This window comes from Paraburkholderia caledonica NBRC 102488 (genome assembly GCF_000685095.1).
Lineage (GTDB): Bacteria > Pseudomonadota > Gammaproteobacteria > Burkholderiales > Burkholderiaceae > Paraburkholderia > Paraburkholderia caledonica.
The window spans coordinates 134,965-161,946 of record NZ_BAYE01000013.1 but is presented as its reverse complement, the minus strand read 5'-3'; the positions used below and the strand labels follow the sequence as shown (position 1 = coordinate 161,946).

The following is a 26,982-nucleotide window of genomic DNA, read 5'->3' as shown; positions in this document are numbered from 1 at the left end:
ATCCAAAGGACAGATAATGAGCAAGCTGATCTTCGTTAACCTGCCAGTGACAGACCTGAAGCGATCGAAGGCGTTCTACACGGCAGTTGGCGCCGTCAACAATCCCGCATTCAGTGACGACACCGCAGCGTGCATGGTGTTCTCCGATACGATTTCCGCGATGCTCCTCACGCACGACAAGTGGCGCCAGTTCACCAGCAAGCGAATCGTCGACGCACACGCGGACGCACAGGTGCTGTTGTGTCTTTCGGCCGATAGTCGGGAGGAAGTTTCCAGCCTGGTCGATAAGGCGAGCGGTGCCGGCGGCAGGGCCGACCCCACGCCTGTGCAGGACTTCGGCTTCATGTATGGCCGCAGCTTCGAGGATCCGGACGGTCATATCTGGGAAGTGATGTGGATGGATCCCAACGCTGTTCCGCCGCACGGCTGAGCTGTGTGCAGCCGCCGTTCCCTCGGCAGGTAACCGGGCCAAAGCCGGCGGCTTACAGCCAGCAAATCGACACAGTGCTAGTACTTGGACCGTCAGTCCTTTCGGCCCGGGCTTGCGCTCTGCCGTTGGACTCTTCACACATGGCGATGTACTGACTATCTTTCGAGTCAGTATTTACCGCACGCCTTGACAGCCCGCCTTCAGCGCATCGACTACAAGCTGGACCGCCCGCGAAGACTTTCTTCCGGTCGAATAGTAGGCGTGATGTCCGACGAAAGTCGGATACCAATCTTCAAGCACCCATGCAAGCTTCCCAGCGCGGACGTATTGCTCGACCAGATCCTTTGGCACGTATGCAAGGCCAAATCCGGCTAAGGCTGCATCGACCATCTGATACACGTTGTTAAACGTAAGTTGTCCTTCGACTCGCACCTGCAACTCGCGCCGGCCTTTAGACAACTCCCAAGGCAGTAAAGAGTCCCGCGTCGGTAGCCGCAGATTAATGCAGCTATGAAGAGTGAGATCTTGCGGCCTTTTTGCGTGCGGCCTCGACTGCAGGTATTTCGGCGAACCCACGATGCACATCGTCATGTCAGGCGCGATACGCACTGCGACCATGTCTTTCTCTATCTGATCGCCCAACCTCACGCCAATGTCGAAGCGATCGGCAACGATGTCGGCTAGCCCGTAGTCATTCACCAGCTCGACCTTGAGGTCGGGATATCGACGAAGCAAAGGCTGCAACCGCGGCCAGACAAAGGTGTTTGCGGCGTAATCCGTGGTGGTAATCCGGACGGTGCCGCTCGGCCGATTTGTCATCCCTCGTAACGAAGCAACTTCAGCCTCGATTTCCTCGAAGCGTGGCCTGATCGCACACAGTAGCCGCTCTCCTGCCTCAGTTAGCGAAACGCTGCGGGTCGTTCGCGTCAGGAGTTGCAGACCAATGCGTCGCTCGAGTCCCGCCACGGTCCGGCTCAGCGCCGACTGCGAAACACCCAGTTGCGCCGCCGCGCGAGTGAAATTGCGCTCCCGGGCAACGGTGATGAAACCGGCGAGATCGTTGAAGTCTTCGTTCATTAATGCTCCAGCGCATAAGGGCATCCCGATTTTGCCATCTAGTCCATTACCCGGACAAGGCTTACATTGTGGACACGTGCATTACGTTAATCGGACATCGGCGAGAAAATCATGGAACTGAAACGCGCTGGCTCACAGCCATCAATGAAAGGTCCCGAACAATGGTTCACCGGGACCGTCCGGATCGACCCGCTCAACGCCCCGCCGCCGCCCGCGCGAGTGTCTTGCGCCGCCGTGACGTTTGAGCCTGGCGCGCGCACGGCGTGGCACACGCATCCGCTCGGTCAAACGCTCCTCGTCACCGCCGGATGCGGCTGGACTCAATGCGAAGGCGAAGAGCGCGTCGAGATCCGCGCAGGCGACGTGATCTGGTGCCCGCCGGGCCACAAACACTGGCATGGCGCGACTTCGACCACGGCGATGACTCACATCGCGATTCAGGAAGCACTCGACGGCAAGAACGTCGAATGGCTAGAGAAAGTCACCGATGAGCAATATCGCAAACCGTAATCCGCAAGCACGCCTCATATTGCGCCTGGTCGCGGTAGCTAGCGTGGCCGTTCTGCTGGCCGCCTGTACGAATATGGAAAGGACGAGAAACATGCAAGATTCGCTGACAACCGTTGATTTGAAGTCTGCTTCTCCGGCGTTCGAGCGATACACGAAGCAAACATTGCTCGATGGATTGTGGAAACGGCCGCAGCTTTGCGCACGCGACCGGAGCATTGTGACCCTGTCCGTGCTCATCGCCCGCAACCAGACCATTGAGATGCCTTTTCACTTCGGTCTAGCGCTCGATAACGGCGTGACGCCCGCAGAGATATCAGAAATGATCGCGCATCTGGCTTTCTATTCCGGGTGGGCCAATGCAACAGCTGCTTCCGCGATTGTCAAACGCGTCTTTGATGAACGTGGCATTAGTCTCGGCCAACTCTCCCCGGCCGATGTTGAACCTCTGCCGTTGAACGAAGCGGCCGAGAAACAGCGTGCGGAGATGGTCCAGGAGAACTTCGGCGCGGTTGCTCCCGGCGTCGTTCAGTACACGACGGATGCGCTGTTTCGCGATCTTTGGCTGCGTCCAGGACTCGCCCCTCGCGACCGAAGCCTCGTGACCGTAAGCGCTCTCGTTGCCAATGGTCAGGTGGCGCAGATTCCGTATCATCTGAATCGCGCTTTGGACAACGGCCTGACCAGCGCTGAAGCGTCTGAAGTGCTGACACAGCTCGCGTTCTACGCAGGTTGGCCGAACGTTTTTTCAGCGATGCCCGTATTCAAAGAGGTGTTGTTGAAACGGTCCAGCTAACCGTTCGGCCAAAGCGAAGAACGATCAGGCACGGCCTGCAATCTGAACCGGGGCATCCGCGCGATGCCCTTTCGTCGCGCGCTTGTACCACCAATCAGAGCGCACCATCCTGCCGACGTTGGCTCGCTCGCTCGACCAACTCGAACACGGCCATGCCGGCGAGCATCGCGGCCACGAACCCCCACGCCTTTGGGAGGCCAGCACCCAGGGCGACCAGTGCCGGTCCGGGACAAAACCCTGCAAGCCCCCAGCCAACGCCGAACACCGCGCTTCCCAGTACAAGTCTCAACGTCACGTTCGCGTTGGCGGGAATCTGCATGGGCAGACCCAGCAGAGACTTCTTGCGACGCTTTGCATACAGGAACGCTATAGCGCCGACAGCTATCGCTCCTGCCATCACCAATGCAAGTGAAGGGTCCCATCGTCCCGCGAGGTCGAGAAATCCCAGCACCTTCGCAGGATTGGCCATGCCAGACACCATCAGACCCACTCCAAACAGCAGGCCGGAAAACATGGCCACGAGCAAACTCATCTCAGCCTCCCAGCAGATGTCTGGACACGAATACGGTCAGAAAACCGGTTGCCATGAATATTGCCGTCGCGACAAGCGAACGGACAGAGCCCCGTGAGATGCCGCAGACACCGTGGCCGCTCGTGCAACCGCTGGCGTAGCGCGTGCCGATGCCAACCATAAAACCCGCGAGAAGTATGTGGGCCCATCCCGCCTCGATATCAGGCGCTATCGGGTCCCCGAGCAGGTTCGCCAGCGCAGGCGCGCCGATCAACCCTGCAAGAAAAGCGATGCGCCATCCCAGCATCTTGTGTGACCCACTAAGCAGGCCGCCGAGAATGCCGCTGATGCCGGCAATGCGCCCGTTGAAGAGAACCAGCATCGCCGCTGCGACGCCAATCATCAGGCCTCCCGTCAGGGACAGGCCGGGCGTAAAACTCGCAGTATCAATCGACATGGTCAGTCCTCATCTTCACGGGGCGCAAAACTGGTCGTAGAGCACGTTCATGACCGCAATCGCCTCCTTGCTCGCGATGGAATAGAAGATGCTTTTCCCCTCCCGACGTGTTTCGACGAGTTCGTTGTCGCGAAGTACGCCGAGTTGTTGGGAAAGCGTAGGTTGGCGTATACCCAGTTGCTCTTCGAGGTCGCTTACGCACAGCTCGCCTTGGGACAACTGGCACATCAACAGCAACCTGTCCGGATTAGCCAGCACCTTCAGCAGCGCGCAGGCTTTCTCTGCCGAGGCCTGCATTGCGGAAAAGTCGATTGGGGCGGACTTCCTCCTCATCTCATCATCCTCTGATTCACACACCTACATTATGCTGAAAAATATATTGTTCGCGAATGGTGCCACGTACCGTCGCGGCGGAGAAAATCGAAGGTTACCTTTTTCAGCGTGTACCAATCGTAGGAGAGTGTGATTGACTCGACGATGCGAACCCGGTCTCTGGTTGTGCTCATGGCTGCTGGTCAAGTCACTTGCCCGCTGATTTGCACGCGACGATTGTCACGCACAGTCCGAGCGTCGCGACGGTGCTCGCTGAGCATCCTTGCGTCGAGGTCATCCTGATCGGCGGGCGGCTGTACAAGCACTCGATCGTTGCCGTTGGCGCCGCCGCGATTGAGGGCATCTCGCGCATCCATGCAGATTGGGGACTTCATGGGAGTGACCGGCGTTCATCCACAGGCGGGCCTGAGCACCGGCGATTTCGAGGAAGCTGCGATCAAGCGCGCTTGCCGCGCGCGCGGCAGAAACAGTCGTGCTCGCGTCGTCGTCTAAACTCAATGCGGCGTCGGGGTTCGTCATTGGTGAGCCAGTCACCTGAATCGAAACTCGCGCCCGCTCATGGTTCGATTGGACGCTACAGGCTGCTCGAATGGCTCAACTTCCTGAGCACCGAAATCCATAGGGGCTTCATTCCGCTGCTTTATGCGGTTGCTGCAGGAAAGTGGGTAGATACCGCAAGGCCGAAGCTCGAAAGCAGTTTCGGCTGGATCGACCGTCAATTAAACGGTCAGCGGTTTCTCGTCGATGAAATCGGTGTACCACGCGAATATCGACCTCGGTCCGTATCGCCAGCTGCAGGCGTGGTATCAGCGAATCAGGGATAGACCGGCCGTCCAGCGCGTGCTGCGGGAAGACGGGTTGCTGGCAGACTGAGCGACGCAAATCGACGAAAGCCACGTCTGGCGCTCCAGAACTGGCCGGTGATCGAAGCCCGTGGTGTCCGGGCGCACTTTTGCGGCACGGACTCCGGCAGTCAACCAAGGCGGACAGACTGGCAAGACCCGCTACAAATTCTCTTCGGAGTTTGTCGATTTTCGATCATCTGCTTCGTCGTAGGTGTATGTCCCACCCAAAGGAACTCCCATGAAATACCTCGGCTTGGCCTACTTCACCCCCGAAAAATTCGCCGCCATGACACCAGAAGCCGTCAAGGCTCTGGTGAGCCAATGCCCCGCATTAGACGAGAAGATGCGGGCTACCGGCAAGGTTCTGATCTCCGCGTCGCTGGGCGATCTGGACAAATGGAGCACGCTTCGCCCGCGCAGTGGCAAGACGCACGTCACGGACGGGCCCTACACGGAGTCGAAGGAAGTCGTGGGCGGTCTGTTCATCATCGAGGCGGATAGCCGTGACGAGGCCTTGCGCATCGCGTCCATGCACCCGGCCGCCACACTGGGCGAAGAAGGCGGATGGGCCGTCGAGCTAATTCCGTTTGATTTCTACCTGGGCCCTTGAGGGGCTTGTCTACACGCGTGAAAGCAGCAAGGGGCGTCGCGGGTCGAAAGCCGGACACCCCACCCTGTTGGTCCACTCGCACTCACCAAGGTATAGCCTTGTTGTAGCGAGCCGTGAAGCGCAGACCCGGAACCCGAAGTTTGCCTCGATCATGTCCGCCACAAGTGGAAGTACGTCAACTCTCACCAGCGCCGCCCTTCGGTACTATCGCTCATCGCGAACATTGGAACGATTCGGCCCGATTGACGTCGCCACCTACGTACCGCGGCCAGTCCGGGTAATCGCACAGCGGCCGCGTGCGGCCCGGTACGCCAGCGGTATCGGTCGTTACCTGCGCGACAGGGGCCTTGCCTCTCTCGGCCCACTGCTCGAGCGCGGACAGTGAATCCCAGGTGGCGTTGAAGGTACTGCTCACCGCATGGCCCATTCCTGGAATCTCATAGAAGCGTACGAAGGAATCGACCTGACGGATGCCGAACTGCTCTTGTAGCCGTCGATAGTATTCCTCGGTCGCGCGCGTACTGACCAGAATGTCGGCCAGTCCATGCACCAGCAGCAACTTCCCGCCGTGCCTCCTGAAAGCCGAGATGTCCGTGCTTGCATCGAGCTGCGAACTCAGTTCGCTAATGCGGTTCGCCCACACGCCGGGCTGCTCGGGGTCGATCGAGAGTGAATTGAAGTCAGGGTCGCGCGTCACGGCATACTTGAACCACTGGTCCGTTAGAACGCTAATGTATGGCGCCGTTGCAGGCATCGGGTTTGCCGGCTGGGACGTTCCGAAAGCGAGAAACGTGACCACGGGCTCGACCGGCGAACTACGTGTGGTGATGCCCAGATCGGCTCCCCAGACGTTGTATCCGGGGTATTGAGTTTCACCGCTCACGAGCCGGAAGCGAAAATGCGTTGCGGAGTTTATCGTTTTCAAAGCCTCGATTTGTGGGTCCGAAAGGCAATTGTCGCCGGTGTCCGCGCCGTTCCGGCAACGCAGCGCAGCGCCGTTCAACGTAGCGGTGACCGGATCGAACCGGGCGTTGCACTGCTGCTGGTCGCTGATAAGCCCGTCGGCAACGCCGTCGAGCGAGTCGCATGTCTGCATCGCCGCGTCGTACAACGCTTTGCGCTTGCCAACGGAAAGGTAGGCACCGGGTTTAGCGAGCGCGCGGTTCATGCGTTGACCGCCGAGCAGCGCTGCAGCATCGTCCCATGCGGGATACCATGCAATCGCACCGTCCCAATCGGACGGCCAGCGCTGAATCGCTGTCACGGCTTCGCGGCCGCCCGTCGATCCGCCAGCGAAATAAGCCTTATGCGGCCAATGCCCATACCGCGCCTTGATGATGGCGAGCGCTGCGTCATGCGTTTTCTTCAACGCGTCACCGCCAAAATTTCTCACCGCCTCGTCGTTCAAGCCGAAGCGTCCGTCCTGTGAGCCGAGCGCGTTGGCCTGATGGCCGGAGTCGCTCGCAAAGGTCGCGTAGCCGCGGCCAAGCGGCACCAGTTCATCGACCGGGCCATTCGGTACATTTCCCGTTACGTCGGGAATCGTGCCGTCGAAACCACCACCGCCGAACATGACGATCTTGCCGTTCCATTGCGCAGGCAGTCCGACCTTGAACTGGATGTCGGGCGCGGATCGGTCGAGCGGAGATATCTTGCCTGTGACCTCGCAGTAATCCGGTAAAGCTTTCGCGCCAGTCCCGCTCGCAGCAACCGGCTTGACGGAAACCACGGTCGCGCCGGAGGTGGACAAGCCGATTTCGGACGGAGGGACGACATAGCCCTGGAGACGTTCGCAGGCGGCTACGGGGCCCGCTGGCGGCTTCGCCGCGCTGGTGGCTGCCGAGGCCGCCGATGTCAGCCAGAACGCACCCACGGCCGCTATCTTCAGGATACGAGTATCAAGTGAAATCATGCTGTCTCCGTTATGAGAACGCCATACTCGCCGCCTGGGCGCTCGCCTCGCCACACGCATGACAACGCTTTCACCGCAGTCAGGTTCAGATCGCGTTGCCGCCGCCGGGGCTCCACTCACGCCAGATTCGACAATGTGACGGCGTCGAATATTTACTTCGCATATCTAAATATAATCTCGTGCGCTTATGCCGAACGCACGGCCCTGCGCGCGACATTGGTGCGCCGCGTCATGCCTATGAACGATTGCAGATCGCAATCCGACGACTCTTGTGCGATTGATAGTAGTGTGGATGCAGTTCACCACGTAAGGTCTTTTCCGGACAGCCAGTGTCCTTCAGAGACATTTCGCGTAGACAGGAAGTCTTCTCGACCAGACGCAGTTGTCTGGCTTCGAGTTCGAACGCAGCCTGCACTAATGAAGAAGCGACAGGTCCATACGGCGCAAGCGGTCCCGACTGGCACCGGACACAGTGCCACCGGGAGCAGCATGACGCTCAACAGTCCGATTGCGGGATTGCGCGCGATACAGAGCTTTGGATGTAGAAAGGCCGGCGCCCCATCAGCGTGGTTTTCTTACACGAGCAAGCAAAGCGGCCGCACCTTGAATCGCGCTATCCAGCAAACGCCTCGCGCAACGCCTGTAAGAAGCGCACGTATGCCGTTGCTCCGGGGTCCGCATGGCCGATGCTTCGTTCCTGCACCCACGCGGCACGGCCTTTTCTCGATTGAATGGAGGCCGTGGCGGCGACGCCTTCCTGCGCCGTCGCGATCATCGCGTCGAGCAGCACGACGGCGCTTCCTTGCGATGCCTCCAGCGTATCGAGGCTCGGCAGCAGCGCATCGAGCACCGTCTTGTCGCCGAGCTGACTCTTGCCGCGTTCGACGATGCGGCCCGCCACCGCGCGCCCAATCGCCAGGGCTTCGGCGCGCCCCACCCCTTGTACTCCGGGCACCGCCTTGGCAGCAGCAAGCAGACCGCCGCCCACGAGCGCCGCGAACGTCGACGGGTTGGCGGCCGAGAAAGCCTTGCCCGCGGCCAGCAGCACATCGCTGAGCGATGCGTCGTCGGGCAATGCGGCAAGCGCATTCACGACCGCTGCCGATCCCGCCCGAACCGTAATGCCGAGATCGCCATCGCCCAAGGCGGCATCGAGGTCGCGCAGTTCGTCGGCGTGAGCGGGAAGCGCATTCAATGCGCGCGTCAGAAGCTCGCGCAGTTCGTTGTTGGATACACTCATCGCATGCCTCGTCAGGATGCCGTGCCGTCGCGGAAGAACGGCGAACTAGCCGGTGCTTCGAGCAGCGCCTGAAGTTCGTCGTCGAGCAGCATCACAGTGATGGATGCGCCCGCCATCTCGAGACTCGTCACATATTCGCCCACATACGAGCGCGCCACCTTCAATCCGCGATCCGCGATAAGTCGCGCCGAACGTCGATAAAGCAGATAGAGCTCTTCCAACGGCGTCGCGCCGAGTCCGTTGACCAGTAACGCGACGCGTGAGCCTTGCTGCGCATCCAGATCGTCGAGAATCTCACGCGTGATGCGTTCAGCAATTGCATCCGCGGATTCGAGGTTGCCGCGGTGCGTGCCTGGCTCGCCATGAATACCAATGCCGATTTCCATCTCGCCTTCGGGCAAGGTGAAGGTCGGTTTGCCGGCAGCGGGCAGGATCGTCGGCGACAGGCCGACGCCCATGGTGCGGCAATTGGCATTGGCCTTGCCGCAGACACGCGCCACTTCCTCCAGTGAGTCGCCGCGCTCCGCTGCGGCGCCTGCGCATTTGAAGGCGAACAGCATGCCCGCCACGCCGCGACGGTCCGCGGCGCGTTCCTTGGGAGCGGAGGCCACGTCGTCGGTCAGCACGACCGTCTGGATCTGGATGCCGTCCGGCTCGGCGAGGTCGGCCGCGAGATCGAAGTTGAGCACGTCGCCGCCGTAGTTCCCATACACGTAGAGCACACCGGCGCCGCCATTCACAGCCTTCGTCGCTTCCAGTATCTGCTCGGAGGACGGCGATGAAAAAACGTTGCCCACCGCGACGCCGCTGCACAAACCCTCGCCCACGTAGCCGAGAAAGCCGGGCAGATGACCCGAGCCGCCGCCCGTCACGATGCCGACACGCCCCGCTTTCGGCGCATCCTTGCGTACCAGCGCCCGCTTGTCCGCAGTTGCGCTTTTGATCCATGCCGGATGGGCGATCAATAGGCCTTCGATGATCTCATCGACAAAGGCATCGGGTTCGTTGATGATTTTTTTCATGTCGTGCTCCTCCGGTTCGGGGTGCTTTCACAGAATGCAAAAAGACGCTCACTGCTTGCGTCGCTGACTGAGCGCATCCAGCAGGACAGCCGCGAATATCACCCCGCCCTGTATGAACTGCGTCCAGAAGGGATTGACGCCGAGCAGCGACAATCCCACATTGATCACGCCGATGAGCACGACGCCGATGAACGTTCCCACAATCGACCCGCGTCCTCCCGCAAGCGACGTCCCGCCAATCACGACAGCGGCGATCACCTGCAACTCCAGCCCGTTCGCTGCCGAAGGCAACGCGGAATTGAGCCGCCCCGCTAGAACGATCCCGGCAATTGCGGCCGTGACACCGGCCAGCATATAAGTGAGGAACACGACGCGATGCACCGGGATACCCGCGAGACGCGCGGCTTCCTGATTGCCGCCCACCGCGAACACCTGATGACCGAACGTGGTCTTGCGCAACAACACATGACCTATGACGAAGATCACGAGCATGACTATCATCGGCATCGGCAAGCCGGCGACCGTTTTCGCGCCGAACGCCGTGAAGGCATTCGGGAAATCGAACTTGGTGCGGCCATCCGAAATGGCGAGGGTCAAGCCGCGCGCCATGGCCATCATCGCCAGTGTGACGATGAAGGGCACGAGCCGCAGCCACGCAACCGCGAGACCGTTCAATGCGCCTGCCGCCGCGCCAACCGCGAGCGCCGCGCAAAGCCCCGCAATGCCGAGGCCGATCGCCCCCGGACTGGACCCAGCCATGACAGTCGCAGCGACCATGCCCGTCAACGCGACGAGCGAACCGACCGAGAGATCGATTCCCGACGTAATGATGACGAAGGTCCCGCCCACCGCCGCAATGCCGACCACCGACACCTGCACCATGATGTTGGTCAGCGTACTGGTCGTCAGAAACTCGGGCGATGCAATCGACAAAGCAATACAGATTATGACGAGCGCGGCGAACAGTGGCCCGATCCCGCTCCTCAATTGGCGGATCACGCGGCGCGACAGCGCCTCCGTATCCGCGCGGTTGGCTGCCGTGGAGGTCATGCGCCTGCTCCTGTTGTAGCCCATTGAATGACAGCTTCCGAATGCGCTTTTTCGCGCGGAATCTCCGTCACGATGCTTCCGCGATACATCACGAGCACGCGATCCGACATGCCGAGCAACTCCGGCAATTCGGAGCTCACCATGACGACCGCACCGCCTGCCCGCGCCATGGCCACCATATGGGCGTAGATTTCCGTCTTCGCCCCTACGTCAATGCCGCGCGTCGGCTCGTCGAGCATGATGACGACGGGTCGGGTTGCGGTGGCGCGCCCGAGAATCACTTTTTGCTGGTTGCCGCCCGAGAGTGTGCGCGTGACCTGCAGGACCGAAGACGCCCGCACGCCGAAGCGCGTGCTGGCATCTCGCGCAAGCTTGCGCTTTCTGGCACCGCTAACAAATCCGACGTTCGCCAGCGCTTTAAGACTGGACAGTGCAATGTTTTCTTCGATGTTGGCATCGAGCACGAGCCCCTCGAGCTTGCGATCCTCTGACGTGTACACGAGCCCGTGACGCACGCCTTCAGTCGGCGAATGATTCGCGATCTTTTTGCCTTTGATGAGTATTTCGCCACCCGTCGCCGGCAGCGCGCCGAAGATCGTCTTGAGCAGTTCGGTGCGCCCTGCACCCGCAATTCCCGCGATACCGACAATCTCTCCCGCCCGCACTTTGAAGCTCGCATTGCGCAGCAGCGGCGCGCTGACGAGATTACGGACTTCGAGCACGACATCGCCGTATTCGCGCGGCTCCCACGGGTAGAACGATTCCAGATTGCGAGCGACCATCGCCTGCACGAGTGCGGCTTCGGTCCATTCCGACATGGGACGCGCACCGACAGTGGCGCCGTCGCGCATCACGACCGCCGAATCGGCCAGTTCGAACACTTCTTCAAGATGATGTGAAATGAAGATGATGCCCATGCCCGCCGCTCGCAGCCTGCGCACCACGGCATACAGATTGACGATGTCCTGACTTTGCAGCGCCGCGGTCGGTTCATCCATGACGAGGATGCGCGCATCGCGCGCAATCGCTTTCGCCACTTCGACCAGTTGGCGCTTGTTGAGCGGCAGATCGCCGAGGCGCATCCACGGCGGCACGGAGTCGAGGCCCACACGCGCAAGCGCTTCCCGTGCGAGCTGGTTCGCCTCGCGCTGCATGATAAAACCCTTGCGCGCAGGCATGCGGCCGAGAAACAGGTTCTCCGCCACCGTCATGTCGTTAATCAGCGAAAGTTCCTGATAGATGACGGCGACGCCGGCATCGATGGCCGCGTTGGTGCCGCGCGCAAGCGGCACGCCGTCGATTTCGATCGTGCCTTCGTCTGGCTCGTAGGCGCCGGACAGCGTCTTGACGAGCGACGACTTGCCAGCGCCGTTCTCGCCGACGATCGCCATGACGTGCCCCGCCCGCAATTCGAGGCTCACGCCGCGCAAGGCCTTCACGCCCGGAAAACTCTTGACGATGCCCTGCATGCGCAGCAGCGGCACGGATGTATTCATGGGCGCGCGCTCCCGTTCTTCGGCTTGCACTGTCATGTCGCCTCTTTCCGTTTGCGGGCTGCGCGCTGTCCGATGCAACGCAGCCCGCGGCCCGTCTTACTGTTTGACTTCCTCAGACCACAGCCCGTACTTCTTCGTCGCATCCGAATCGATATTCGACTTGTCGATCAGCAGGGTCGGCCACGCATAGTTCGCCGGCACCTCTTTCTTCGCGCTGTAGTCGGCGACGAATTGCAGCGACTTGGCCGCCATCTGAATCGGGTTCTGCGAGATGGTCGCGTCCTGCTTGCCGGCACGAATTGCCGACAACGCCTGCGCGGTACCGTCCGCACCGATGACAAGAATGTGCTGCTTGTCGCCGAGCGGCTTATAGCGGCCCGCGTTGTCGATAGCTTTTTCCGCGCCGACTGTGTTGTCGTCGTTGGCGCCGAAGACCGCGTCGATCTGAGGATACTTCTGCAGGATATTGGTCATCGCGTTGAGGGACTTCTCCTGATCGAACGCGCCTTCCTGACGAGCGACCACCTTGATGTCGGGATATTTGGCGATCTCGTCGCTAAAGCCTTTCTCGCGATCGGTGGCGGCCGTCGTGCCGACCAGCCCAATCAGATCGACCACGTTGCCTTTGGCGGAGCCGTAGCGCTTCGTCAACTGGTCGGCAATCCATTTGGCCGCCGTCTGCCCCAGCGCGACGTTATCCGATGCAACGAAAGACGTGACCTTGCCGCCGTCCGAACCGCGATCCAGCATGAACACCGGAATGTTCATCGAATTGGCTTTTTCGACGGCGGGAATGATGGCCTTGGAATCGATTGGATTGAGCACGAGCGCTGTCACGCCCTGGCTCAGAAGATTGATCGCGTCGTTCACCTGCTGCTGCGCGTCGCCATTCGCATTGGTTTGCACGAGGTCGAAGCCCTGCTCTTTAGCGCCCTTTTCCACGCCCGCCTTGAGGCCGACAAAGAATGCGTTATTGAGCGTCGAAACCGAGAATCCAACTTTTGTCTTGCCACCCGACGCGTTGGCTACGGGCGCGCTGGCCGGCGCGCTCGCGGCCTGGCCCGACGTGGTGCTGGTCGAGCTGTTGTCGCTTCTGGAACAACCGGCGAGCGCGGCTGCCGCACACAGCAGCACCGCACAGGTCGGCTTACCCAATACGTCCCATCCGTCGAATCTTGCTGAACTCCAGGCCATAGTCGTCTCCGTTGTAGATTATTCACTGCGGTGCTAACGATAATTTCCCTTGAAGCAAGCGCACTAACGCTCGGCATGCCTCGGTCTGCCATACGTCTTGAACCTTTCCAGAACCTCTTCCATTTGCACGTCCGACAGAAGCGGCGGCGGACCCAGTTGACAGGCGAGCAGGTATTGCCTTGCCAGCACTTCCACTTCATGCGCGAGCCACACGGCGCGCGCGAGATCGTCACCCAGCGCGACTACGCCATGATGCGCAAGCAGGCACGCACGCCGGTCCTGCAACGCCTTGAGCGCATGATCGGAGAGCAACTGCGTGCCAAAGAGCGCATAGGGCGCGCAGCGAATCGAATCGCCGCCCGCTGCCGCCACCATGTAATGCAGCGCCGGAATATCGCGTCCATGAATTGCCATAGCAGTGGCCGCGGTCGAATGCGTATGCACGACCGCATGCATCTCCTGCCGCGCACGAAGAATGTCGCGATGAATGCGCCATTCAGACGACGGGCGCTTGACGCGCAGCACCTGGGCGTCGCCGTCCACGTCGAGCGGTAACCACACGATGCCTTCTTCGCGCAGCTCGCGCGCCGGCACGCCGCTCGGCGTGATCAGAAAACCATCGCCCAAGCGCGCGCTCACGTTCCCGGAGGTGCCCTGATTGATGCCGAGCCGCTCCATCTCGAGCGCGGTCTCGACGATGCCCCGGCGCAGCGCGCGTTCCTGCGCCGCCTTCATGCCGCGTTCCCCGCCGCCGGAAAGAACTGGCCGAGCGATCGTTCGAACGGCGCGTTCGCGATGCCGCGTTCGGTGATGAAACCGGTGACGAGTTCGTGCGGCGTTACATCGAATGCGGGATTGCGAGCCTTGATGCCGTGCGGCGCCGTGCGCTGCCCCGCGAAATGCGTGACCTCTTCGTCGCACCGCTCCTCGATCTCGATCTGCGCGCCGGTCGGCGTGCGAAAATCGAGTGTCGACGACGGGCAGGCCACGTAGAACGGTATGCCGTAATGCTTCGCTGCAATGGCAACCCCGAGCGTGCCGATCTTGTTGGCGAAGTCCCCGTTGGCCGCCACGCGATCGGTGCCGACGATCACTACATCGACGAGTCCCTGGGACATGATCGAAGCGGCTGCGCTGTCCATGATCAGCGTCACGTCGACGCCTGCATGCTGCAATTCGAATGCAGTCAGCCGCGCGCCTTGCAGCAGCGGCCGCGTTTCGTCCGCAAATACCTTGAACGCTATGCCCTCGCGATGCGCTGCGTAAATCGGTGCTGTGGCGGTGCCAAGGCCAGTGGTCGCAAGCGCGCCGGCGTTGCAATGTGTGAGCACGCCGCCGCCCTGCCTGATGAGCGGCATGCCATGGCGACCGATGCCCTCGCACAGCGTCTGGTCTTCCGCATGAATTTGCCGGGCCTCTTCGACGAGCGCCTCGTAAAGCGCAGTCGAATCGCTCGCGCCACAAGTGTGCGCACGTTGCAGCATGCGTCCGAGGCTCCAGCTCAGATTCACAGCAGTGGGACGTGCCGTATTGAGCCAACGGGCCAGCCGTTCGAGTTCCGCCCGGAATTGGGCGAGCGGCAACGCACGCGCATCCTGAACGGCAACACATAAGCCATACGCCGCTGCTACCCCGATGGCGGGCGCGCCACGCACGCGCAATTCGTGAATGGCCCGCCATACGGCGGCTGCATCGACGACATGCTCCACCACGACCTCATGCGGCAGGCGGGTCTGATCGAGCAGCAGAAGAGCGTCGTCGCGCCATTCGATCGTAGGGGCCAGCGCGGGGAACAGGGACTGCGCAACCATGAAAGCTCCGTGTGCGTTAAACGTGTGTGTGCGCCTCGCGCCGAATCTCGCGCGCAAGCGTGGCGACCTGCTCGATGTCGGTCAGCGCGTCGCGTTCCACGAGCAACGCCTCGGCACAACGGAGACACCGCGCTTCGATCCGCGCCCGTGCCTGCGCATCCGGTATGCGTGTGATTTCCGCGACTTTCGCCATGCCCACGATGCGTCGAATCATCTTGCAGCCCGCAAAGCCGAGAGTGTCGGCAAGCAGGCGGCGCATGAAATGCGCGCGATAGCCTTCGACTGCGCGCGAGTCGGTCTGTCCGCCAATGAAGCGGCGCTCACTGCGGCTTTCGTGATCGCGCCAGAGTGCGATGAACTGCTCGCTAAAGCCATTCCATATACCGATCGCCTGCGCGAGCAGCCATTCCTCGTAAGGCGCCGGGTCTCGCCCATCGGTACGGCCATGCCAGTCGCGGGAAAAATAGGCCAGCAGCAGATTGGCCAGCAAGGCGCCGATGTCGAAGCTCATCGGCCCGTAGAACGCGAACTCCGGATCGATGACAAACGTTTCTTCCTCGTTCACCATGATGGAGCCGGTATGCAGATCGCCATGCAGCAAAGTCTCCGCGCGATTCATGAATGCCCATTTCATGTCGCCTGCGGCAATACGCAATGCTTCGTTCGTTCTCAGGCGCTCGAGCACGGATAGCGGCAGTGCCGGGCTATACACATTGGACGGATGGTCTTCGAATGGAAAAGTGAATACGAGATCTTCGGTAATCCGGCACAACTCGACATTAATGGCCGCGCTCACAGCCTGCTTCTTGATGTCCGGCGCCAGAAAGAGATCGGAGCCGTAAAAAAGCGTATGCGCAAGATAAGTGGACAGATGCGCAGCGAGCTTCGGATAGGTCATGCCGTTAATGAGGCCTTGCCGCAGGATGCAATGCGAGGCAAGCCTTTGCATGACCATCAGGAAACGCTTGCTGTCGGCGTGATACACCTTCGGCACGTGCTGTGGGCAGAGCGCGCCGAAGCGGCGCAGGGCTGCGACTTCGTGCTCCATGCGCTGGCACGACAGAGGCCACGTCTTGCCGACGAGCCGCAAAAAAGGCGGCGCCTGTTTGACCACGACGCTGCGCTGCGGCGCCTTCGCATTCGTTACGAAGTACACGTAATTCAGATTGCCGTCGCCCACTTCGGCGACGTGCAGATCGTCAGGCTCGCCAAGCAGCGCGCGCACCTTGGGAATGGCGCCGAGATACGCTGCCAGCTCACCTGCGGTAAAGGCTTCAAACTCCATCGGTGCCTCCTCCGATGTTGCTTCCGGCGCCCATCGACCTGAAGACGTCTTTAGCGACGCTTGCGCACCAGATCGAACTTGAAGATGCTCGTGTTGTAGTAGTCGTTGCTATAGCAAAGCGGCTCGCCGCTCTGATCGAAATCTACTTCGTCCAGCAGGAGAAACATGCCGAATCCGTCGCCCAGTTCCGGCAGATCGCGCGGCGTGAGGATGGTCGGCTGTATCGACGTGTGCGTATGCGACAAGCGCCGCCCTGTGCGCGCGAACATGCCAAAGAGCGATTCGCCCAATTCACCTTGAGCTTCATCGAAAAGCGTTTTCGGGATCGTGTCGATGCAGTAAGCGGCAATTGCATCGTCGGCACGCCTCACCCGTTCGATGCGGATGCAAGTTTCGCCGGGCGCGATCCCAAGCTTTTCCGCAAGACTCTCCGACGCCGCAATGCTGTCCATCTGAATACGGCTCGTGGAAGGCACCGCGCCAACGCTCCTTATCATGTCGGTCACAGACATCAGATCATCCAGACCGCCTTGCAGCTTAAGCGAAATTTGTCTGATGAAGGTGCCGCGTCCCTGCACGCGTGAGAGGAGCCCGTGCGAGATCATCTGCGCCACGGCCTCGCGCAAGCTCGAACGGCCAACGCCAAGCAGCTCGCAGAGCTCCAATTCCGTGGGAATCTGATCACCAGGCTTGAGCTTGCGCTCACGAATCATGGTCAAGAGCGACTCCTGGATCTTGTCGCTCATCGATCGCTCTACGCTTAGGCGCATGTTGCTCTCTCGCTCGTCACTGCACCGAATATACATCAGACATCTGATGTTTTTCTAGGGAATTTCCCTTGGTTTCGTTTCGCGCCGAGCGCGGTTCGCGGGTAGCGTCGCGCGTCGCTCGCGCAACATGCCAGTGCCCTCAGCCTTGTCGACGCTGGCTTTGCGACACGCTGCGTTGCGCCAAAGCGATGTGCCGGAGCCAGCTCTCGCGAACATTGCTGGCGCGTTGTCCTCAGCGCGTTCCGAGGCTCCGTGTGTAGAATGAATCGGACCAAAGCAGCGTTATTACAAACGCCTGAGAAGGCGCCAAAGTTCGCAAGGCAACTTTAAGGAGACGGCAATGTGGTTTGTCGGCAAGAGCGAATTGCTCTCTTTGATCCAGTGTCATTGCCTCGACGAGGTCATGCCCGCCTTCAGCGACCATCGCACCTTACGCAAGAACACCGTTATCTATCGACCGGATGAATCGAGCGAGCATGTGTACCTGCTCAAGAGCGGCAGCGTAAGGCTTTATCGCCTCACCGAAGACGGTCAGGAAATCACACTTGCCTTCGTCAAGGCGGGCATGATTTTCGGCGATGGCGATGTTCTCAATGAGGACAACTACTCCCATCACGCACAGGCGCTCACGCCGAGCATGGTCTGCTATATCCGTAAAGCGGATTTCAAGGAACTGCTTGCACGCTACGACGTCATCAATCAGTTCGTGCTGCGCAACCACTATCTGCGCTGGCAGGAAGCACAGCAATTAATTGAGAATCTCTCGTTACACGACGTGAGAAAGCGGCTCGTCAACATACTCGTCATGTTCTCGGGGCAAGTGGGCACGCCCTTCGATCATCCGGAGCACGGCGATACTGTTCTCATCGACTTGCCGATCGCACAGGACAAGCTCGCGGAATTCATCGGCACGTCGCGCGAATCCGTCAACCGGCACTTTAGCGACCTCAAGTCCGAAGGCTTCGTCGACATGCACGAGCGCAAAATCGTGCTGACACCGGCCTTCGTCACGCGGCACATCACTAAAGCGCCGGCCTTTGCGGCGCTGCCCGCGACCCCGGCTCCACGCGAGTTCAGAGCGCCGCTAATGCGCGCTTGACCGACGCTACGCCGCTTTGAGGACTCGACAGCACCGGCACTGAGAGCGAGCCGAGCGACGGCACGAGGCGCGCCATCGAGACTTGCGCGAGCACGATCACATCCACCTGATCGGCGAGCTCGGTAATCGTGCGCTTGAGGATCTCGTCGTGCTTTGCGGCGTCGCCCGCAAGCAGCGCTTCGAATGCGCCTGGCGCGATGCATTCCGTCACCTGAATCTCAGTGCGGCGCTCGGCGGCTTTTCTGCGGATGAGGCGCACCGTCGGCTCGAGCGTCGTGGACACAGTCGCGACAACGCCGATCCGCGGTCCAAGCGCGCAGGCCTCTTCTGCCATCGCTTCGTCAACCTTGACGATTGGCGTGCGGATCATGCTGCGCAAGAGGTCGGTTGCCTCGCCCACCGACGAGCACGCATTGAGAATGATGTCCGCGCCGAGAGCTTCGGCGTTTGCCATATAGCTATATAGTCGGCGCGTGACTTCGGGCGTCAGGCGGCCCGCCGAACGCACATCGGTGAGCAGACTGTCGTCGACGATATTCACGACACGCGCATCGGCGAACTGCTCGGCGAATTGCGCCTTGAGGGGGTCGACCGTGACTGGGCCGGTATGTATAACGACGATGGTGGTCATATTCGTATCCATTACTTCGTTTGATGGTTATCAAGCGGTGGCGAGCGCCATCACTTTCTCCTGCGAAGCTTGAGCCCTGCTCAATTCCCCGCTGATGCGTCCTTCCCGCACAGTCAAGATGCGATCGCTGACGGCGAGCACTTCGAGAAGATCGGAAGAGATAACGATCACGCCAATGCCCTCTGCCGCGAGCCGCGCAATGAGCGCATGCACCTCCGCTTTCGCGCCTACGTCGATGCCGCGTGTCGGTTCATCGACGATAAGCACTTTCGGGCTGCGCGCGACCCACTTGGCGATCACGATCTTTTGCTGATTGCCGCCGCTCAGGTTGACGACCTTCTGCTCGACGCCCGGCGTTTTGATGCCCAGCATTCGGACAAACCGTCGACAGCTCTCGCGTTCTCGCGCATGCTGCACGAACTGGAACGGCGAATAGCGCTCCAGATGAGTAAGGCTGAAATTCTCGCGCACGCTCATGCCGAGTATGAGCCCTTGCGCCTTGCGGTCTTCCGTAACGAAACCTATGCCCGACCTGATTGCATCGTGCGGATTGCGGATCGCCACCGGCTTGCCTTCTACCTTGACCGAACCCGTGCACGCGCGCATTCCGAAGATCATCTCCATTATTTCGGTGCGGCCCGAACCGACAAGCCCGGCGATCCCGAGCACTTCGCCACGATGCAGCGTAAAGCTTATATCGCGGATACGAGGCTCCGCCTTCCTGACCGGCTTGAGCGATAGCCCGTGCACTTCGAGCACGGGATCGCGGCTCGCATGAGACTCGGGCTCGCCATAGAGTTCGCTCAACTCGCGCGCCACCATCAGGCGCACGAGCGTCTCGCGCGTCATGTCAGCAATGGGCGCGGTGCCGACCGTGCGCCCGTCGCGCAGTACCGTCACGCGATCTGCCAGTTCGAAAATCTCTTCGAGCCGATGCGAGATATAGACCACCGCAATATTTCTTTCGCGTAAGCGCTTGACGATGCCTAGCAAAACGCTCGTTTCGTGATGACTGAGCGATGCTGTTGGCTCGTCCATGATGATGGCCTTGGACCGCGCGCAGAGGGCCTTGGCAATCTCGATCATCTGCTGCTGGCCGACACTCAATTCGCTCACGCGCGTAGCGGGATCGATATCCATGTCGATGGTAGCCAGCACCTCGCGCGCTTCGCGATACATGCGCGGACGGTCGATCAGTCCGAGCCGTGTGCGCGGTTCCCTCGCCAGAAAAATGTTCTCGCCGACAGTGAGATTGCCGACAACCGCAAGCTCCTGATAAATGATGTTCACGCCAAGCGCGCGAGCATGATGGCTGTCGGCGAGTGCAACTTCCTTCCCTTCGACAAGAATAGTGCCGCCGGGATCGGGCGCATAAATGCCGGTGAGTATCTTCATCAGCGTACTTTTGCCCGCTCCGTTCTCTCCGGCAAGCGCGAGCACTTCGCCCGCGCGTATTTCCAGATTCACGCGGTCGAGCGCCTTGACGCCAGGGAAAGTTCTGGAGATGTTACGCATCTCCAGAAAAGGCACGCCTGTCACGTGGCTCATCACTTCGTGTAGCTGGTCATGTTGTCTTTCGTGACAACGGTCACGCCGGTGTCGATGTCTTTTGGCTGCGCTTCCTGGCCCTGGATCTGCGCGACAAGGTGCTCGACAGCGAGCGAGCCCATTGTCACCGGACGCTGAACCATGATGCCCTGGATATAGCCATCCTTCAGCCCCTTCACCGTGTCGGGAAGATCGTCGAAGGCAAGCACTTCGAGCTTGCCTTTCATCGTGCCGAATTCCTTCGTATTGAGCACCTTCGCGACCGCCGGGCCGCCCACCTGGCTCACGCCGAAGATACCTTTGAGTTGCGGATGCGCACGCAGCGTGGTTTCGACCACGGAGACGCCGCGCGCCAGATCGTCGTCGGTGCCTTGCGTTTCGACAATCTTGATGCCCGGATATTTCGCCAGCCCTTTCTTGATGCCGGCAATACGTTCGTTCAGATTGACCGCGCCCAGTTGGCCCGTAATGATCGCCACTTCGCCCTGACCATTGAGCGCCTTGCCCATCGTCTCCGCCATGGTCGCGCCCGCCTGTTCGTTGTTGGTGCCGATATACATGGAGCGTCCGCTTCTGGGCGAATCCGAGTCGTACGTCAGCACCTTGATGCCGCTTTGCTCTGCGCGCTTCATCACGCTTTCCACCGACTTCGGCTCGTTGACCGATATCGCAATGCCATCCACATGCCTCGAGATCAGGTCCTCGATAATCTGTACCTGCGTGGAACCCTGGGTGTTTTGCGGCACTACCCATTGGTATTTCACGCCGGCTTTGTCGGCCGCCGTCTTTGCCCCTTTATTGCAGTCGTCGAAGAACGGCACCGCGACCTTGGGAATAACGGCGACGGAAATATCTTTTGCGTCTTTGGCGTGAGCCGGTGCGCCAACTGATGCGGCTAGTGCGACCAGGGCGCTCGCGGTGAATCGTTGCGTGAGTTTCATGCATGTCTCCTGATGTTATGGTTGCAGCGTTCAGTGTTCCTAGCGTTCCTTGCGACGCACGCGCCAGATGTCGATACTGACGGCAATGAGAATCACGCAGCCGGTGATGGCCTGCTGCGCATAGGTATCGATGTTGAGCAGCACGACGCCATTCGTAATGATTCCCGCGAGGGCCGCGCCGATGATCGCGCCCTCCACGCTGCCCGCCCCGCCCGACAGACTCGCGCCGCCGATGGCCGCCGCCGCGATGACATCGAGTTCCGCGCCGAAGCCAGAAGCCGGCTCGGCCGACACGAAGCGCGAGAACGCAATGACGCCTGCCATCGATGCGATCAGGCCGGATAGCACATAGACCGTGAATTTCACGCGCGCGGTGCGCACGCCGGATAAGCGCGCGGCCACTTCATTGCCGCCAGTCGCATACACGTAACGGCCAAAGCGCGTCTGTCGCATGACGACGGAGAAGACGGCCGTCATAGCCAGAAGAATGACGACCGGAAAGGGCACGAATCCAATGTAGCCCTGGCCGATGAATGTGAAGCTGTCGGGTACGTCCGGTGTGACGGGCACGCCTTTGGTAATGATGTACATGAGGCCGCGCCCGATCGACAGCGTGCCAAGCGTCGCAATGAAAGGCGGCAACTGTATCCACGTGATCATGAAGCCATTGAATGCGCCGACCGCGATTCCCACGGCGAGCCCCGCGCCAATGGCCGCGGGCGCGTTGTAACCATGCTGGAAGACGAGCGCGGTAACGAGCGACGACAGGCCCATGACCGATCCAACCGAGAGGTCGATGCCGCCCGTAATGATCACGAGCATCATGCCGATCGACATGAGCGCGATCAACGAAAACGAGCGGAACACGCCCATCAGGTTGTTGGTCGTGAGGAAGTACGGTGAGAAAACGCTGATCAGCAGTCCGACGAGCAGCAGCACCGAGAGCACGTTCAGCTCGCGTATGCGCAGGCACGCCTTGATCCAGTCAGCGGCACGCCCGGACTGGGGTTCCTTCTTCGACGATATTGCAGTCACCGATCGCTCCTCCTTTGCAGGCTCGGAACAGATCATAGGAGCCCGGACATGCGGAAATCTGTGACGCGCGTCATAGATCCGTATCGGGATTGACCCGTAGATTGTCTGCGGATAGCGCGATGAATGCCCACATGCCTATGACGGGCGTCACAGCATCGCGCAGGGCGCGGCGTTACGATGCGTCTGGTGTCGTCAGCGGCGCATTGCCGTCGGGTGGCTTTATGAACTGCAAAGGAGACAAGGCATGACCAAACGAGTGATTGTGACGGGCGGCAGCGGACTTGCCGGCAAATGGGTAGTAGAAGATCTGGTGGCGCACGGCTACGAAGTACTCAATCTGGACCGCGTGCCAATGGCCAAAGGCACTGCGCGGACTCTGATCACCGACATCACCGATGCGGGACAGGTGTTCAATGCACTTTCGTCCACGACCACGGCGAGAGAATTCGACGACGACATCGAGCCCAAGCCGATCGACGCCGTTGTGCATTTCGCCGCCATTCCACGCATTCTCGTCACCACGGATAACGAGGTGTTCCGCATCAATGTGATGGGCACCTACAACGTGCTGGACGCGGCTGCAAAGCTCGGCATCAGGAAGGTCATCGTCGCTTCGAGCGAGACGACCTACGGCGTGGTGTTCGCGCACCGGCATCGCGACCCGGCCTACTTTCCGCTCGATGAAGAGTATCCCGTCGACCCGATGGACAGCTACGCCACCTCGAAAGTCATTAATGAAGTGACAGCAAAGGCGTTTCATGCGCGCACGGGCGCCGATATTTACTGCTTGCGCATCGGCAATGTACTCGACCCCGTGGACTACCAGAAATTCCCGACCTGGCTCAAGGACCCCGCCTTGAGAAAGCGCATTGCATGGAGTTATATCGACGGCCGCGACCTGGCAACGGCCTGCCGTCTGGGCATCGAAAAGGATGGTCTGGGCTTCACGGTGATGAACGTAGCCGCTGACGACGTCTCCTCCGACCGGCCGGTCGCGGAATTGCTGAAGACTTACTACCCGAATGTGCCGGTAAAAAAACCGCTCGGTGAATTCGAGACCTTGCTGAGTAATGAAAAGCTCAAGCGTTTGCTTGGGTGGAAGCAGGCTTACCGGTGGCGCGAGCAGGTGTCCGGACAGTCGTAGGCGACTCACAGTCTCACGAGGCGCCAAGTGTGCCTGATGACGACATCAGGCATACTTGGCAAAGAAGCCGAAAACCTGACCGACCGCCGAGGTCTCCCAGAGGCACGTGATTGCGCTTGATCGCTGCCTCGCATCCGCCATCCCACCGATCCCCAGTTCATCCGCATCATCCCGTGCGCAGAGCACGAACGATCCACCTCTTCCGCATCGACACCATCAGACCGACCACTTGCGTTAGCACGCCGCTGGAATTCAGCGTTGGCATAAAACCGGCGATGGCAGCGCACGCCAATTCAGCGAAATGAGGCTAGAACAAAGGCCTATTCGCGATGAAAACTCGCGCACATCACCACTAGAATCCGTCTCATACCTGCTTCACGCACCGTCACACATTCGTTACCTGTCGGAACGCTTTCTCACATCGGATCTCCGGTTAATTCAGCATGACACGGCTCGCACGTCATTACGTTCCAGAACAACCGCAGCACGTTATTTTGCAGGGGCTCACGGGGCCCGCATTCCTGGATGAAGGAGATTACCTGTACTTCCTCGCCTGCCTGGCAGACGCAGCGCGCGTCGCCGACCTGGCAGTCCATGCCTGGGTTCTGATGCCAGGTGCGGTGCAATTTCTCGTCACGCCGTCATATGAGTCGAGCGTGGCCATGGCGATGCAGGCGGTGGGCCGCCGCTATGTCGAGACATTCAATCGACGCCATGGACGGCGCGGTACGATGTGGCGTGGCGGGTATCGGGCAACAGTGATCGAGCCCGACCGATATTTTCTGCTGGCGAGCCAGATCATCGATCATGCGCCGGTGCGCAGCAACCTTGTAGACGAGCCGGGAAAATATCGGTGGTCGAGCTACTCGCACCACATCGGGCTGCGTGTCGATAGGTTTATCAAAGACCACCCACTTTATCGCGCGCTCGGCAATACGCCGTTCGAACGTCACGAGGCTTATCGGGATCTGGGCGCACAGTCCCCCGATCAACTCGAGGTCCAAAAGCTGATGCAGTCCACGCTAAATGGCTGGGTGCTCGGCAGCGCCGAATATTGCGAGTGGGCGGCGCGGACAGCCAACCGGCGTTTGATGCCACTGCTGCTGCGGGACCGGCCGCCCAAGGCTCGCACGACCCGCGCCTTCGCGCACGTCGGCTAAACAAAAGAAAACAGGCAGGCACACCCTGCCTGTTTGAGCGAGCTACGTCACGTCGGCATTTTCTATCCGCGCGGTCGGTGAACCGCCAACCGGGTAGCGGCATTCAACGTACCGGCTCGCGCTTGCCGATATCGAATCGTGACGCGCTCAACTCACATCGGATTCTGGCGGCGGCAGGCGTGCAATATTTCGTTGACTGAAAATGCCCCTCTCACGTTCTGGACATTCTGCAAGATACACACGTGATAAGACTTCTCGCGCGGCAAAAGCAGTGCACTGTTTACGTACAGTGCCTGGCACGAATTTCTGATGACACGTGCCGCGTAGCTGCTCTGGCTATTCGCTAAAGAGTTCAAGATGCATTGATCGTATTCCACATTCTCACTGCCAAGCGCGAAGGCTGATAACGGTGTGGCGAGCGTCAAAGGAACAAGCAGGTAAGCCAGTTTGTGCATGGACATGCGACAGCCAGGAACTTGACGATGGCAATCGTAGCACGTCGCGTTTAATTGCACAGGCGCACCCCGTTCAGCGCGCATCGCTGTTGCGTGAGAGCTAGTCCCCGTAATTCAACTCACATCATTTCGGGGCTGCTCAGTTTCGTTCCGTCGGAAAAGCGCGTCAGTCTGTAGGGACCCATGTCGAACTGCGGCGCCTCGTCCATTATCAGCCGGCTCACCAGTAAGCCCGCGCCTGGCCCTAGCCCGAAGCCGTGACCGCTAAAGCCGGAGGCGATCACAAGACCCGGTTTCGCATCGACCTTCGAGATGATCGGGACAAGATCCGGCGTCGTGTCGATTGCGCCCGCCCATGCGTGAGCGATCCGCAAGCCCGACAACTCGGGAAACACGCGGGCCACATTGCGCAGTCCGCGTTCGAGCCATTCGCTATCGACACGCGGGTCAAGTACCCGTGTCTGTTCAAATGGCGAGATGTCATCGTCGCGCCACGTCGCGCTCGCCTCTGGTCCGTGGAAGAAGCTGGCACCGACGCGAACCTTCAGTTTCTTCTTGAGCTTGCTGCGGAACATGGTGCGGAACTTCACCGAATGCCGCAGGTTTTGCGGCGCGAGTTCGACCCGTCCATAGCCGGGGACCGCGATGGTGTAGCCGCCGTCCAACCTCCGCCTCAACGCGAAGTCAGGCCCGGAGAAACAGCCTTCGACGACCGCCGGTGCCTCAGCGGTACGCAACGCCGTACCTATTACGTTGATGGCGGGCAGATCGACGCCATGATGCTGGCAGAACAACGCGCTCCAGGCGCCTCCGGCAAGCACGACGGTGTCGGCTGCGAGCCGGCCGCGCTCCGTCCAGATGCCGGCGACGCGTCCCGCACTCATGTCCAGACTGCGTACCGCGCAGTTCTGGTAGACCGTGGCGCCAAGCCGTTGCGCCCCGCGTGCAATTGCAGGCGCGGCTTTCGACGGCTCGGCGCGGCCGTCCGTGACCGACCATAGACCGCCAGCCCACCTTGCACGTCCGGACGGAATGCGCGCTGCCAGTTCGCGCGCACTGAGGATCTCACTGTTGAAACCGATTTCCCGTGCGCGCGCAATCCACGACTCCCATTGCGCGACGTCCGATTGAAGCTCCGTGCCATACAGGATGCCCGCCTTGCGAAAGCCAATGTCCTCGCCGAGTTCTCCGCTCAATTCCTCCCAGCGTCTGAGGCTTTGCATGGCGAGCGGCAACTCATAGAGGTCGCGGTTTTGCTGACGCACCCAACCCCAATTGCGCCCCGACTGCTCGCAGCCGATAACGCCCTTTTCGAGCAACACCACCTGGACACCGCGCCGCGCCAGTTCATACGCGGTGCTGACGCCAACAATGCCGCCGCCTATCACCGCGACATCGCATCGCTCGGGGAAATTTTCGCTACTCGTGACTTCGTCGATCCTTAACATTTCACAGCCGCCGGTTGCCGCTTCCTGATGAAACTGCAGTGGCGAAGTTCGGGAATGCGTACAAGAGCGCGCATCACCGGTTCACCATCCGCAGAAAGTGGCTACGATTCTCCTATCTTCCATCGCTTCGCTGATAGGACGATCCTCTTGCCTCTGCGCGGAAGACGACGATCCA

The 26,982-nt window shown here is 60.4% G+C and carries 27 protein-coding genes and 3 pseudogenes; 9 read left to right on the top strand and 21 right to left on the bottom strand.

What is annotated here, in order from left to right; translation table 11 throughout:
• Positions 1 to 16: 16 nt before the first annotated feature.
• Positions 17 to 430 carry a VOC family protein gene (locus BCA01S_RS24120; protein WP_027779124.1) on the top strand — a complete coding sequence of 138 codons (414 nt, stop codon included), beginning with the start codon at positions 17 to 19 and terminating at the stop codon, positions 428 to 430.
• Between the two features lie 174 nt (positions 431 to 604).
• Here the strand turns inward: BCA01S_RS24120 and BCA01S_RS24115 are convergent, their stop codons facing one another.
• Complete coding sequence (locus BCA01S_RS24115; RefSeq protein ID WP_027779123.1) at positions 605 to 1,507, bottom strand: LysR family transcriptional regulator; 903 nt, start codon at positions 1,505 to 1,507, stop codon at positions 605 to 607.
• Between the two features lie 111 nt (positions 1,508 to 1,618).
• On the opposite strand from BCA01S_RS24115, the gene BCA01S_RS24110 reads away from it, so the two are divergent.
• Both BCA01S_RS24110 and BCA01S_RS24105 read left to right on the top strand, forming a co-directional pair.
• Positions 1,619 to 2,017, top strand: coding sequence for a (R)-mandelonitrile lyase (locus tag BCA01S_RS24110; RefSeq protein WP_027779122.1), 399 nt, complete (start codon positions 1,619 to 1,621; stop codon positions 2,015 to 2,017).
• Entirely contained in the window at positions 1,995 to 2,810 is an 816-nt protein-coding gene (locus BCA01S_RS24105; protein ID WP_027779121.1) for a carboxymuconolactone decarboxylase family protein, read from the top strand. The genes BCA01S_RS24110 and BCA01S_RS24105 overlap by 23 nt, the downstream gene beginning before the upstream one ends.
• A gap of 94 nt (positions 2,811 to 2,904) precedes the next feature.
• On the opposite strand, the gene BCA01S_RS24100 is transcribed toward BCA01S_RS24105, so the two are convergent.
• The 4 genes and pseudogenes from BCA01S_RS24100 to BCA01S_RS39150 all read right to left on the bottom strand — a co-directional run.
• A complete protein-coding gene (locus BCA01S_RS24100; protein WP_027779120.1) occupies positions 2,905 to 3,342 on the bottom strand; it encodes a DUF6691 family protein in 438 nt (145 codons plus the stop codon).
• A 1-nt stretch (position 3,343) separates the two neighbouring features.
• A complete protein-coding gene (locus tag BCA01S_RS24095; RefSeq protein ID WP_027779119.1) occupies positions 3,344 to 3,778 on the bottom strand; it encodes a YeeE/YedE family protein in 435 nt (144 codons plus the stop codon).
• 15 nt (positions 3,779 to 3,793) lie between these two features.
• Positions 3,794 to 4,111: an ArsR/SmtB family transcription factor gene (locus BCA01S_RS24090; protein WP_027779118.1), complete on the bottom strand. Its 318-nt coding sequence runs from the start codon at positions 4,109 to 4,111 to the stop codon at positions 3,794 to 3,796.
• Between the two features lie 41 nt (positions 4,112 to 4,152).
• Positions 4,153 to 4,284: pseudogene (locus BCA01S_RS39150) on the bottom strand (GDP-mannose pyrophosphatase); the annotation flags it as partial.
• Positions 4,285 to 4,299: 15 nt separating this feature from the next.
• On the opposite strand from BCA01S_RS39150, the pseudogene BCA01S_RS35160 reads away from it, so the two are divergent.
• From BCA01S_RS35160 to BCA01S_RS24070, 3 genes and pseudogenes are all read left to right on the top strand, one after another.
• Positions 4,300 to 4,637 (top strand): annotated as a pseudogene (locus tag BCA01S_RS35160) (DeoR/GlpR family DNA-binding transcription regulator); the annotation flags it as partial.
• Positions 4,630 to 4,984, top strand: a pseudogene (locus BCA01S_RS37305) (glutathione S-transferase family protein); the annotation flags it as partial. The pseudogenes BCA01S_RS35160 and BCA01S_RS37305, both read left to right, overlap by 8 nt.
• Positions 4,985 to 5,194: 210 nt before the next feature.
• Positions 5,195 to 5,566: a YciI family protein gene (locus tag BCA01S_RS24070; RefSeq protein ID WP_027779117.1), complete on the top strand. Its 372-nt coding sequence runs from the start codon at positions 5,195 to 5,197 to the stop codon at positions 5,564 to 5,566.
• Between the two features lie 211 nt (positions 5,567 to 5,777).
• Here the strand turns inward: BCA01S_RS24070 and BCA01S_RS24065 are convergent, their stop codons facing one another.
• The 10 genes from BCA01S_RS24065 to BCA01S_RS24020 form a co-directional block, all read right to left on the bottom strand.
• Positions 5,778 to 7,478, bottom strand: a complete 1,701-nt coding sequence (locus BCA01S_RS24065; protein ID WP_027779116.1) for a tannase/feruloyl esterase family alpha/beta hydrolase — start codon at positions 7,476 to 7,478, stop codon at positions 5,778 to 5,780.
• Between the two features lie 613 nt (positions 7,479 to 8,091).
• Positions 8,092 to 8,718 carry a DAK2 domain-containing protein gene (locus BCA01S_RS24060; protein ID WP_027779115.1) on the bottom strand — a complete coding sequence of 209 codons (627 nt, stop codon included), beginning with the start codon at positions 8,716 to 8,718 and terminating at the stop codon, positions 8,092 to 8,094.
• A gap of 11 nt (positions 8,719 to 8,729) precedes the next feature.
• Positions 8,730 to 9,740 carry a dihydroxyacetone kinase subunit DhaK gene (locus BCA01S_RS24055; protein WP_027779114.1) on the bottom strand — a complete coding sequence of 337 codons (1,011 nt, stop codon included), beginning with the start codon at positions 9,738 to 9,740 and terminating at the stop codon, positions 8,730 to 8,732.
• Positions 9,741 to 9,788: 48 nt separating this feature from the next.
• Positions 9,789 to 10,790 carry an ABC transporter permease gene (locus BCA01S_RS24050; protein ID WP_020067733.1) on the bottom strand — a complete coding sequence of 334 codons (1,002 nt, stop codon included), beginning with the start codon at positions 10,788 to 10,790 and terminating at the stop codon, positions 9,789 to 9,791.
• Positions 10,787 to 12,322, bottom strand: coding sequence for an ATP-binding cassette domain-containing protein (locus tag BCA01S_RS24045; protein ID WP_027779113.1), 1,536 nt, complete (start codon positions 12,320 to 12,322; stop codon positions 10,787 to 10,789). The genes BCA01S_RS24050 and BCA01S_RS24045 overlap by 4 nt, the downstream gene beginning before the upstream one ends.
• Positions 12,323 to 12,382: 60 nt before the next feature.
• Positions 12,383 to 13,480 (bottom strand): sugar ABC transporter substrate-binding protein, encoded by a 1,098-nt coding sequence (locus tag BCA01S_RS24040; protein ID WP_027779112.1) that lies wholly within the window; start codon positions 13,478 to 13,480, stop codon positions 12,383 to 12,385.
• Positions 13,481 to 13,543: 63 nt separating this feature from the next.
• Positions 13,544 to 14,215 (bottom strand): class II aldolase/adducin family protein, encoded by a 672-nt coding sequence (locus BCA01S_RS24035; protein ID WP_027779111.1) that lies wholly within the window; start codon positions 14,213 to 14,215, stop codon positions 13,544 to 13,546.
• Positions 14,212 to 15,291, bottom strand: coding sequence for an S-methyl-5-thioribose-1-phosphate isomerase (mtnA, locus tag BCA01S_RS24030; protein WP_027779110.1), 1,080 nt, complete (start codon positions 15,289 to 15,291; stop codon positions 14,212 to 14,214). Before mtnA ends, BCA01S_RS24035 begins: the two co-directional genes overlap by 4 nt.
• 16 nt (positions 15,292 to 15,307) lie before the next feature.
• Complete coding sequence (gene mtnK / locus BCA01S_RS24025) at positions 15,308 to 16,576, bottom strand: S-methyl-5-thioribose kinase (RefSeq protein ID WP_027779109.1); 1,269 nt, start codon at positions 16,574 to 16,576, stop codon at positions 15,308 to 15,310.
• Between the two features lie 50 nt (positions 16,577 to 16,626).
• Positions 16,627 to 17,322 (bottom strand): GntR family transcriptional regulator, encoded by a 696-nt coding sequence (locus BCA01S_RS24020; protein ID WP_227471287.1) that lies wholly within the window; start codon positions 17,320 to 17,322, stop codon positions 16,627 to 16,629.
• A 364-nt stretch (positions 17,323 to 17,686) separates the two neighbouring features.
• On the opposite strand from BCA01S_RS24020, the gene BCA01S_RS24015 reads away from it, so the two are divergent.
• Positions 17,687 to 18,445 carry a Crp/Fnr family transcriptional regulator gene (locus BCA01S_RS24015; protein ID WP_027779108.1) on the top strand — a complete coding sequence of 253 codons (759 nt, stop codon included), beginning with the start codon at positions 17,687 to 17,689 and terminating at the stop codon, positions 18,443 to 18,445.
• Here the strand turns inward: BCA01S_RS24015 and BCA01S_RS24010 are convergent.
• Genes BCA01S_RS24010 through BCA01S_RS23995 form a run of 4 tightly spaced genes read right to left on the bottom strand, consistent with a single transcriptional unit; the run spans position 18,420 to position 22,600 of the window.
• Complete coding sequence (locus tag BCA01S_RS24010) at positions 18,420 to 19,076, bottom strand: aspartate/glutamate racemase family protein (protein ID WP_027779107.1); 657 nt, start codon at positions 19,074 to 19,076, stop codon at positions 18,420 to 18,422. The two genes, BCA01S_RS24015 and BCA01S_RS24010, sit on opposite strands and share 26 nt — an antisense overlap.
• Positions 19,077 to 19,106: 30 nt before the next feature.
• Positions 19,107 to 20,624, bottom strand: coding sequence for a sugar ABC transporter ATP-binding protein (locus tag BCA01S_RS24005; RefSeq protein WP_027779106.1), 1,518 nt, complete (start codon positions 20,622 to 20,624; stop codon positions 19,107 to 19,109).
• Positions 20,624 to 21,565 (bottom strand): sugar-binding protein, encoded by a 942-nt coding sequence (locus BCA01S_RS24000; RefSeq protein WP_027779105.1) that lies wholly within the window; start codon positions 21,563 to 21,565, stop codon positions 20,624 to 20,626. The genes BCA01S_RS24005 and BCA01S_RS24000 overlap by 1 nt, the downstream gene beginning before the upstream one ends.
• A 39-nt stretch (positions 21,566 to 21,604) precedes the next feature.
• Complete coding sequence (locus BCA01S_RS23995) at positions 21,605 to 22,600, bottom strand: ABC transporter permease (RefSeq protein ID WP_027779104.1); 996 nt, start codon at positions 22,598 to 22,600, stop codon at positions 21,605 to 21,607.
• A gap of 244 nt (positions 22,601 to 22,844) precedes the next feature.
• Between BCA01S_RS23995 and BCA01S_RS23990 the strand changes: the two genes are divergently transcribed.
• Together BCA01S_RS23990 and BCA01S_RS23985 are read left to right on the top strand one after the other, a co-directional pair.
• On the top strand, positions 22,845 to 23,744 hold the full coding sequence (locus BCA01S_RS23990) for an NAD-dependent epimerase/dehydratase family protein (protein ID WP_027779103.1): 900 nt from the start codon (positions 22,845 to 22,847) through the stop codon (positions 23,742 to 23,744).
• A gap of 443 nt (positions 23,745 to 24,187) precedes the next feature.
• Complete coding sequence (locus tag BCA01S_RS23985) at positions 24,188 to 24,904, top strand: transposase (RefSeq protein WP_027779102.1); 717 nt, start codon at positions 24,188 to 24,190, stop codon at positions 24,902 to 24,904.
• 152 nt (positions 24,905 to 25,056) lie between these two features.
• Here the strand turns inward: BCA01S_RS23985 and BCA01S_RS39465 are convergent, their stop codons facing one another.
• On the bottom strand, positions 25,057 to 25,359 hold the full coding sequence (locus tag BCA01S_RS39465) for a VF_A0006 family four-cysteine protein (RefSeq protein ID WP_027779101.1): 303 nt from the start codon (positions 25,357 to 25,359) through the stop codon (positions 25,057 to 25,059).
• Between the two features lie 119 nt (positions 25,360 to 25,478).
• Positions 25,479 to 26,807 (bottom strand): NAD(P)/FAD-dependent oxidoreductase, encoded by a 1,329-nt coding sequence (locus BCA01S_RS23975; protein ID WP_027779100.1) that lies wholly within the window; start codon positions 26,805 to 26,807, stop codon positions 25,479 to 25,481.
• Positions 26,808 to 26,982 lie beyond the last annotated feature (175 nt).